Consider the following 9785-nt stretch of genomic DNA (forward strand, 5'->3'; position numbering starts at 1 on the left):
TCGGCCTCGGCCCCTGGTGCGGGTCCGGCCTCCGCGGGCCCGGCCTCCGCCCGGTCCGCCAGGGAGCGCAGGGCCGCCACCCACCGGTCGGCGAGCGCGTCGGCGTCGGCGGGCGCCTCGCGGTCGCCCGCGAAGGTGAGGACGAGCGCGTCCTCCGCCCCGCGCAGCACGTCGACCCGGACCGGGAACTCGGTCTGCGCGACGGAGTAGCTGCGGTGGGCCAGCGGATGGTCCGGTGCCGTGGCCTCGGACACGGCACCGAGCGAGGCGTCCACCGGGTAGTTGTCGAAGACCAGCACCGATTCCAGCGGGCGCCCGCCGGTCATCACGGCCAGTTCGACCCCGCCGAACTCCTCCGCCTCCAGGCGCTGCAGGTGCAGCCGGCGCACGGCGTCCGTCACCGGCTCGTCCGGTGCGAACCGGAACCGGACGGGCAGCGTGGTGATGAACGGGCCGACCGCGGCCTCCGCCTCGGCGGTCACCGGCCGGCCGTTGGAGGTGACGCCGAAGACGACGTCCTCGCTGCCGGTGCGGTCCGCGAGGACCCGCGCCCACGCGAGCTGCGCGAAGGTCGCGTACGTGGTCCCGGCCCGCTGGGCCGCCACGTCCAGGCGGGCGGTGAGGCGCGGGTCGAGCGCGCGCTGGACCTGCACCGGGCGGCCCTGCGTCCGCTCCGGCTCCCCCGCCCACGGGCCGGGGCTGCCGTCGAGGGCGCGGGCCCAGTAGGCGGCGGCCGCGTCCCGGTCCAGGCCCTCCACCCAGGCGACGTGCTCGGCGAACGGCCGGGCCGGATCGGCGTCCGGCCGGCCGCCCGACGCGAACGCCTGGTAGGCGAGGAGGAGTTCCTGGCGCAGCCGCATGCAGGACCAGCCGTCGAGCAGGCTGTAGTGGTGGTGCTGGACGACCAGTTGCAGCTCGTCCGTCAGCCGGTACCGCAGGATCCGCACCAATGGGGGGCGGCCGAGGTCGAAGCCGGCCAGCCGCCGCTCCTCCAGCTCGGACAGCAGCCGCTCCTCCTGCGCCGCGGGGTCGAGGCCGCGCAGGTCGTACTCCTCGAACCACGGCTCGACGTGCTCGGCGACCCGCTGCACCGGGCTGTCCGTGTCGAGCCCCTCGTAGTAGGTGCGCAGCACGTCGTGCCGGGCGAACAGCCACTCCCAGGCGGCGCGGAAGGCCGTCTCGTCCAGCTCGCCCGGCAGCGGGAAGCCGGACTGGATGACGTAGAGGCCGGGGAACGGCCGCTCGCGGGCGGTGGTGAGCATGTGACGCTGGATCGGCGCCAGGCCGTACCGGTCGCGCGGTGCGCCCGTGGCCGGCGGCCCGTCCGTCCCGGCCGGGGCGCCCGCCGGGGTTCCTGGTGCGGGGCCGGACGCGTCGACGGCGCGGGCCAGTTCCTCGATCGTCTGGTGCTGGAACACCATGCGGGGCGTGACCGGCAGGCCCGCGGCCTGTGCCCGGGTGACCATGCGGATGCAGGTCACCGAGTCGCCGCCGAGGGCGAAGAAGCCGTCCGTGGCGCGCAGGTCGGTCAGCTGGAGCAGTTCCTGCCAGACCCCGGCCAGCAGCAGCTCGGTCGGGGTCGCGGGGGCGCGGCCGGCGGAGCGGGCGGCGGTGCCGCCGGTCAGCGTGCCGGGGGCGGGGAGGCGGCCGCGGTCGACCTTGCCGTTGGGGGACAGCGGCAGCCGCTCCAGTGCGACGAGGACGGACGGCACCATGTAGCCGGGCAGCCGGGTCGCCAGGTGCTCGCGCACGGCGGCCGGGTCGACCGGGTCCGCGCCCTCCTCGGGGACGACGTAGCCGACGAGGCGGCGCTGCCCGTCCACGGTGACGGCGGCGGCGACGGCCTGGGCGATGCCGGGCCGGTCCCGCAGGGCGGCCTCCACCTCCCCCAGCTCGATGCGGTGCCCGGCGATCTTCACCTGGAAGTCGACGCGGCCCAGCAGTTCGAGGCTGCCGTCGGGCCGGTAGCGGGCCAGGTCGCCGGTGCGGTACATGCGGTCGCCGGGGACGCCGCTGAACGGGTTCGGCAGGAAGCGGTCCGCGGTCTGGCCGGGCGCGTCGGCGTACCCCCAGGCCAGTCCGGCCCCGCCGAGGAACAGCTCGCCGGGCACCCCGGGCGGGACGAGCCGCAGGTCGGGGTCGGTGACGTAGGCGGTCTGGTTGGCCATGGGCACGCCGTACGGGATGCTCTGCCAGGCCGGGTCGACCTGCTCGACCTCGAAGATCGTGGAGTCCATCGACGCCTCGGTGGCGCCGCCCAGGCTGATCACCCGGGCGCGGGACGCGCGGGCGCGCAGCCGGCCGGGCAGGGTGACGGGGATCCAGTCGCCGCCCAGCAGCACCACCCGCAGGTCCGGCAGGGCGTCGACACCGAGGTCGTCCATGCCGTCGAGGAGCAGGCCCAGCAGGGCCGGTACGGAGTGCCACAGGGTGACACGATGCTCCCGCATCAGGTCGAGCCAGTGGCCGGGGTCGCGGTCCCGTTCCGGTGCCGGCAACACCACGCAGGCCCCGGCGATGAGGGTGCCCAGCAGGTCGTAGGCCGTCATGTCGAAGCCGAGCGAGGACACCGACAGGACCGCGTCGCCGGAGGAGACGTGGAAACGCCGGTTGAAGTCGGTGAAGTTGTTCACCCGGCCCCGGTGGTCGAGGAGGACTCCTTTCGGCCGCCCCGTCGACCCCGAGGTGAAGATCATGTAGCAGAGGTCGTCCGCGCCGGCCGGGCAGGGCAGGGGCGCGTCGGAGGCGGCGTCGAGCTCGCGGCGGGAGTCGTCCGCGTCGAGGACGAGGACCGGCACGTCGGTCGCGGGGAGCCGGTCGCGCACCGCCGCGGTGGTGACGACGGCCCGCACCCGGGCGTCCTGCAGCATCATCGTGAGCCGCTCGGCGGGCTGGTCGGGGTCGACCGGCAGGTAGGCGGCCCCCGACTTCAGGACGCCCAGCACCGCGAGCGGCAGGTCCGCGGTCCGCTCCACGGCGACGGCCACGACCTCGCCGGTCCCGGCACCGCGCCCGCCGAGGACGCGGGCGAGCCGGGAGCTGCGCCGGTCCAGTTCCCCGTAGCTGACGGTGCCCGACGGGGTGCGTACGGCGGGGGCGTCGGGGCGGGCGGCGGCCTGCTCGGCGAAGAGGTCGGGCAGGGTGCGCTCGCGGGGGTACTCCGCCCCGGTCGCGTTCCACTCCAGGGCGGCACGGCCCTCCTCCTCGGCGGTGAGCACGCCGAGGTCCGCGACGGTGGTGTGCGGCGCCTCGATCATGGTGACCAGGGCCTGCTCCAGGTGGGCGAGCAGCCGGTCGACGCGCTGCGCCGAGAAGATCCCGGCGTCGTACTCGCAGGACACCTCGATGCCGTCGGGCCCGTCGAGGAGGGACAGGTCCAGGTCGAACTTGGCGGTGCCGTTGTGGGTGTCGAAGGTCTCGGCGCTCACGCCGGGCAGACCGATGCCGCCGTCGACCTGCTGGTAGACGAACATCACCTGGAACAGCGGGTTGCGGTCCGCGCTGCGCTCGGTGCCGGTGCGGGCGACGACCTTCTCGAACGGCACGTCCTGGTACTCGTAGGCGGCGGTGACGTCGTCCCGGATCCGGCGGACCGCCCCGGCGGCCGTGTCGGCGGGGTCCAGCCGCAGCCGCAGCGCGAGGGTGTTGGCGAAGCAGCCGATGAGGTGCTCGGTCTCGGCGGTGGGCCGGTTCATGGCCGGGGTGCCGACGAGCAGGTCGCTCTTGCCGCTGTAGCGGCGCAGCACCAGGCCGAGCCCGGTGAGCAGGGTCATGAACGGGGTGGCGCCCTGCTCCCGGGAGAAGGCGTGCACGCGTTCGGCCAGGTCCGGTTCGAGCCGGCGGCGGCGCTTCCCGCCGCTGCGCTGCCCGTCGGCGGGCCGCAGCCGGTCGGTGGGCAGGTCGAGGGAGGTGTCCGCGCCCTCCAGCAGCTCGCCCCAGAACTCGATGCCCTCGCTGAGCCGGGCGGCGCCGGGGCCGGTCTGCTGCCAGCGGGCGTAGTCGGCGTACTGCACGGGCAGTTCGGGCAGGGTGAGCGGCTCGTCCTCCCACACCGAACGGCACACGGCGGCGAACTCGCGGAACAGGATCTCCACGGACGCGCCGTCGGTGGCGATGTGGTGGACGACGACGGCGAGCACGTGGTCCTCGTCGTCGAGCCGGATCAGCACCGCGCGGACGGGGATCTCCGCGGCGAGGTCGAAGTCGTACGCGGCCCAGCGGTCGACGATCGCGCGGGCCGCCTGCTCGCGCTCGCCGGCGGGCAGGACCGTGACGTCCTCGGCCGCCAGGGAGAAGCCAGCGGCGTCCGTGGTCACGGCGACGGGGCCCTCGTCGGTGCTCTCGTAGCGGGTGCGCAGGATCGTGTGCCGTTCGATGACGCGCCGCAGGGCCAGGTCGAGGGTGGCCGGGTTGATGGCCCCGCGCAGCCGCAGCGCCATCGGCACGTTGTAGACGCCGGAGTGGTCCGGGTCCTGCTGCCACAGGAACCAGAACTGCCGCTGCGCCGCCGACAGGGGCGCCGGGCCGTCGTCGCCGCTCGGGGTGATCCGGGGCCGGCCGGCCGCCCGGCGGTCCCGCAGCATCCTGGCGAGCAGGGCCTGCTTGGCCGGGGAGAGTCCCGCTATGCGGGTGTCGAGGTCGTTCATGCCGGGACGCTCCTGCGGCGCTCCCGCACGGAGCGGGGGGTGAGGTCGGTCCACACCTCGGCGATGTGGGCGAGGCACTCCTCGCGCGTGCCGGTGAAGCCGGTGTCGGTCCAGCCGGCCGGGAGGGGGCGCTCCGGGAACCAGACGGAGTACTGCTCCTCGATGTTGACGACGACGCGGAAGCGGATGCTGTCGTTGCTCATGGGCTGCCTCACTTGGTGGTGACGGTGGATGCGAAGAAGTCGTCCACGACGCGGCCGGTGCCCGCCGCCCGGGCGCGCTCGTGCACCCAGGAGCCGACGGCCAGGTCGAGGACGCCGAGACCGAAGGGGGAGAAGACGACCGGCCGGGACGGGTCGGTGCGGACCTTCCCGAGGAGCACGTCGGCGAGCGTGCCGGTGATGAAGTCCCGCCCGCCGGTGGCCTGTTCGGCCAGGTGCAGGGAGGTGCGCTCGCGGACCGCGTGGTCGGTGTCGTCGGTGATGTTCTGGGCGGCGAGCACCAGGTCCGGGCCGAGGTCGCGCAGGGACAGGTGCAGCACCAGCGGGGCGTGGTCCAGCAGCTTCGGGTCGTGGAGGTGGGGTTCGCCGGCGACGGTGGTGAGGACGACCAGGTCGCACTCGGTGAACGCCTGTTCCGCGTCGTCGGCGACGGTGTAGCCGGGCGCGCCCTCGGCGACGAGTTCCGCACCGAAGGCGTGCGCCGCCTCGGGGTTCAGGTCGTGGAGGGTGAAGCCGCCGATGTCCCACTTCAGGTCGCGCAGGAACTTCCAGACGTGCCGGGCGATCAGGCCGGTGCCGACGACGCCGACGCGGCGGGCGGTGCGGCCGCCGGAGAGGGTCTCGGCGGCGAGCACGGCGGAGGCGGCGGTGCGGGTGGCGGAGATGACGGAGGACTCCAGGCAGGCCGCCGGGTAGCCGGTCACCACGTCGTTGAGCAGCAGGACCGCGGAGGCGCGCGGGATGCCGTGGGTGCGCGGGTTGTCGGGGAAGCTGGCGATCCACTTCAGTCCGGCCACGCCGAACTCGCCGCCCAGGTAGGCGGGCAGGGAGATGATCCGGGCCCGCGGCTGGTCGGGGAAGCGCAGGAAGCCGCTCTGCGGGTTGACGCTGTCGCCGCCGTCGTGCGTCAGGTAGGCACGGCGCACCAGGTCGAGGCAGTCCTCGCGGTGGCCCTCGATCTGCGCGGCGACGGCGTCCTCGGAGACGAAGGTGAGCGACGGCGGCGAGTGCGGGATGCGGTCGGACACGGTGGTTCCTTACGTGGTGTGGGAGGGGCGGGCGGGGTCAGGCGGTGGCGGTGGCCACCGCGTCCGGGCTGAGGGTGCGCTCCACCCAGGCGGGGTCGTAGACGGTCTGCGAGTAGGGGATGCCGCGGTCGGCGCAGAGGAAGACGGTGGTGGGCCGCTGCCCGGCGGGCGGCGGGTGCTCGGCGAAGTACCGGCCGATCGCCGCGTACACGCTGCCGGTCGAACCGCCCGCGTACAGGCCGTGGTCGGCGTACAGGGAGCGGCAGCCGAGGACGGTCTCGTACTCGCTGACGCGGACCACGTCGTCGATGACGGCGCGGTCGACGAGCGGGGGCACGATGCTGGACCCGAGGCCGGGGATGTGGCGCCGGCCCGGTTCGCCGCCGAGCGCGACGGAGCCGAGCACGTCGACGGCCACGACGGTCGCGGCGGGGAACTGCTCCTTGATCCGCCGGGACAGACCGGCGATGGTGCCGCCGGTGCCGACGCCCACGAAGAGGTAGTCGAGACGGGCGAAGGAGCCGCTCAGTTCGTTGCCGGTGGTCTGGTAGTGGGCGTCCGCCGCATCCGTGTTGGCGTACTGGTTGGGCCAGTAGACGTCGGGGATCTCCTCGCGGAGTTCGGCGACCCGCGCCAGCCGGGCCGTGAGGTGGCCGTGGGGTCCCGGGTCGGTGACCTTCTCCACCCGTTCGCAGCAGGAGCGCAGCACGGACTCGGTGAGCGCGTTGCAGTTGGCGTCGATGACGGGCACGAAGGGGATCCCGAGCGACCGGCAGAAGGTGGCCAGGGAGGTGGCGAAGTTGCCCGACGACGACTCCACGACGGTGGTGCGTTCGGTGATCTCGCCGCGCTCGACGGCGTTCTTCAGGATCCAGTAGGCCGAACGGTCCTTGGTGCTGCCGTTGGGGTTGACGTACTCCAGCTTCGCGAAGAGGTTCAGCTCGTCGTCCGGCAGGGCCAGCAGCGGGGTGCGGCCCACGGAGGCGCCGATCATCCGCAGGCGCTTGTGCAGGGGGGTCACGGGCGGCCGTCCAGCCCGTAGCGGGGCAGCGGGAACTGGGCGGTCAGCTTGTCCACCTCGGCCCGCAGGCCGGACGCGGTGAACTCGTCCAGGACGAAGTCGCGGTCGCCGTCGGGCCGCATCTGGGTGAGGACGGAGTGGATGATGCCGGCGCAGGTCCGCATCTCGTTCGGCCCGAGGCCCCGCTGGGCGACCGCGTTGGTGCCGATGCGCACCCCGCTGGTGACGGCGGCCGGGCGGCTGTCGCCGGGGACGCGGTTCTTGTTGACGACGACACCGATGGACTCCAGGGCGCGTTCGGCGGCCAGGCCGCTGACCCCGTCCCGGGTCAGGTCGAGCAGCACGATGTGGTTGTCGCTGCCGCCGGTGACCACGTCGTGGCCGAGCGCCGTCAGTTCGGCGGCCAGCGCCGCGGAGTTGTCCAGGATGCGCCGCGCGGTGGCCCGGTAGCGGTCGGTCGCGGCCAGCGCGAACGCCCGCGCCTTCGCCGCGATGACCGGCAGGACGGGGGCGCCCTGGAAGTACGGGAAGACGGCGCGGTCCAGGGTCCGGGCGAGCGTGCGGCCGGTGCCGGGCAGGACCATGGCCGCGTCCTTGCCGGACATGATGAGCCCGCCGCGCGGGCCGGAGAGCTGCTTGTGGGTGCAGCTGGTGGTGATGTGCGCGTGGTCGACGGGGCTGGGGTGCAGGCCGGCCGCGACCAGCCCGGCGATGTGCGAGATGTCGGCCATCAGCAGGGCGCCGACGCTGTCGGCGATGGCCCGGAAGCGGGCGAAGTCGACGGTGCGCGGGTAGGCGGTGGCACCGCAGATGATCAGCTTCGGGCGGTGCTCGGCGGCGAGCGCGGCGACCTCGTCGTAGTCGATGCGGCCCTGCGCGTCCAGGCCGTAGTTGACCGGGGTGAAGTAGGTGCCCGAGTAGGCGACGCCGTAGCCGTGCGTGAGGTGGCCGCCGTGGTTGAGGCGCATGCCGAGCACGACGTCGCCGGGGTCGAGGAGGGCGGAGAGGACGGCGTAGTTGGCGGTGGTCGCCGAGTGCGGCTGCACGTTGGCGTACTGGGCGCCGAAGAGGGCGCGGGCCCGGTCGATCGCCAGCTGCTCGACGGGGTCGATCGCCTCGCAGCCGGCGTGGTAGCGGGCGCCCGGGTAGCCCTCGGCGGTGACGTTCATCGAGGAGGTCGCCAGGCAGGCCAGCACCGACGGGTCGGTGACGCTGGAGGACGCCACCAGCATCAGGGAGTTCTCCTGGCGGGCGTCCTCCCGCTCGATGGCGGTGACGAGTTCCTCGTCGTCCGATGCCAGCAGCCGTGCGGCGTGCGCGGCGAATTCTTCGGTGGCGAGCATGGTGGATTCAGCCCCTCGTGACGATGTGGGAGAAGAAGCGGACAGTGGAAGGCGGTACGCAGGACGGCGGAGCGGGGTGCGGGCGAGGTGGGCGGCCGGGAGGCGGCCGCCGGCGGCTCAGACCTTCTGCGGCACGGACGCCGGCGCGGTGGACGGCGGCGGTCCGGGCGCCGGGCCCGGAGGGGAGTCGTCGGCGGCGCGGCGCAGGAACAGGCCCGGCAGGCACGTGGTGAACAGCGCCATCACCACCATCAGGGTGTAGACCTCCTGGTCCAGCAGGCCCAGGCCGACGCCGATGTTGAGCACGATCAGCTCGGTGAGGCCGCGCATGTTCATCAGCAGCCCGAGCGTTCTGCTCTCCTGCCACGACATCCCGAACAGCCGCGCCGGGACGGCCGCTCCGGCGAGCTTCCCGGCGCAGGCGACCCCCACCACGAGCAGGGCCTCCAGCGCGTTGTCCGCCGACATCGCGCGCAGGTCGATGGACAGGCCGACGACGATGAAGAACAGCGGCAGCAGGAAGTGGCTGACGTGTTCGAGGGGTTCGAGGGCGTGCTTCTGCAGCTGCGGGTGCACCGGGCGCGGCATGACGAGGCCGAAGACGAAGGCCCCGAAGATGGCGTGCACGCCGATCCACGCGGTCGCACACGCGGAGAGCAGCACCCCGGCACCCACCACGGCCGGCAGGTAGGGGGCGCCCGTCCCCATGCTCATGCGTTCCACCAGCCGGGCCAGCAGCGGGCGCACGGCCAGCACCATCACCGCCAGGAACAGCGCCAGCCAGCCGGCCATGGCCGCCACCCCGAGCAGGGAGCCGGCCGTCACCACGACCACCACCACCGCCAGCGAGCACCAGGCCAGCGCGTCGCCGAACGCGGCGGAGGCGAGCGCGAGCACCCCCACCGGGGAGTGCTGCATCCGCCGGTCGGCCAGGAACTTCGCCAGCACCGGGAACGCCGTGATGGACATGACCACGCCGATGTAGAGGACGAAGGGCACCTTCGCCACCGGCTCGCCGTCCACCACGCCGTGCCCCCGGTGGAGCAGCAGGGCGAGCGGCAGCCCGAGCAGGAACGGCACGGCCATGGAGGACAGTGACACGCCCACGACCACGCGCCGCTTGCCGCGCAGCAGCCGCCCGTTGAACTCCCAGCCGATGAGGAAGACGAACAGCACCACGCCCACCTGGGCCAGTACGGACAGGTAGGGGCGGGCCGCGGCCGGGAACAGCACCTCGGTCGGGTTGCCCGGCAGCAGGCCGAGCAGGGACGGGCCGAGGACGAGACCCGCGCACAGCTCGCCGATGACGGCGGGCTGCCCGACGCGCAGCGCCAGGCGGCGCAGCACGACCCCGCTGAGGAGGATGACCGCGATGCCCGCCATCACGGTCGCGACGACCGTCTCGCTGTCCTTCACTGGTCCGGCCACGGCCACACCACCTTTCGTTCCTGGTCCGTTCTGTGGTCCGGCGCCCGCCCCGGGCGGGCGCCCGATGCGCCGTCAGCCCGCCGCGGTGCCGCGGGCGT

Annotated in this window: 6 protein-coding genes; all 6 read right to left on the reverse strand. The window is 73.9% G+C overall.

The window, feature by feature from the left end:
- Window positions 1–4646 (reverse strand): non-ribosomal peptide synthetase (locus tag G3I53_RS28380; RefSeq protein WP_164438925.1); only part of this gene is annotated, 4646 nt, incomplete at its 3' end.
- Window positions 4643–4849: an MbtH family protein gene (locus G3I53_RS28385; RefSeq protein WP_164335406.1), complete on the reverse strand. Its 207-nt coding sequence runs from the start codon at window positions 4847–4849 to the stop codon at window positions 4643–4645. The genes G3I53_RS28385 and G3I53_RS28380, both read right to left, overlap by 4 nt.
- Window positions 4850–4857: 8 nt before the next feature.
- On the reverse strand, window positions 4858–5895 hold the full coding sequence (gene sbnB, locus G3I53_RS28390; protein ID WP_164335408.1) for a 2,3-diaminopropionate biosynthesis protein SbnB: 1038 nt from the start codon (window positions 5893–5895) through the stop codon (window positions 4858–4860).
- Window positions 5896–5932: 37 nt separating this feature from the next.
- On the reverse strand, window positions 5933–6916 hold the full coding sequence (sbnA, locus tag G3I53_RS28395; protein ID WP_164335410.1) for a 2,3-diaminopropionate biosynthesis protein SbnA: 984 nt from the start codon (window positions 6914–6916) through the stop codon (window positions 5933–5935).
- The gene (glyA, locus tag G3I53_RS28400) at window positions 6913–8259 is read right to left on the reverse strand and encodes a serine hydroxymethyltransferase (protein WP_164335412.1); all 1347 of its coding nucleotides are present in this window, start codon (window positions 8257–8259) and stop codon (window positions 6913–6915) included. Before glyA ends, sbnA begins: the two co-directional genes overlap by 4 nt.
- 117 nt (window positions 8260–8376) lie before the next feature.
- The gene (locus tag G3I53_RS28405; RefSeq protein ID WP_164335415.1) at window positions 8377–9687 is read right to left on the reverse strand and encodes a cation:proton antiporter; all 1311 of its coding nucleotides are present in this window, start codon (window positions 9685–9687) and stop codon (window positions 8377–8379) included.
- Window positions 9688–9785 lie beyond the last annotated feature (98 nt).

This window comes from Streptomyces sp. SID14436 (genome assembly GCF_010548465.1).
In the GTDB taxonomy this organism is placed as follows: domain Bacteria; phylum Actinomycetota; class Actinomycetes; order Streptomycetales; family Streptomycetaceae; genus Streptomyces.

Coding starts and splice junctions, on each gene's coding strand:
- G3I53_RS28385 (WP_164335406.1), bottom strand. CDS start 4,849: ATGAGCAACGACAGCATCCGCTTCCGCGTCGTCGTCAACATCGAGGAG.
- glyA (WP_164335412.1), bottom strand. CDS start 8,259: ATGCTCGCCACCGAAGAATTCGCCGCGCACGCCGCACGGCTGCTGGCA.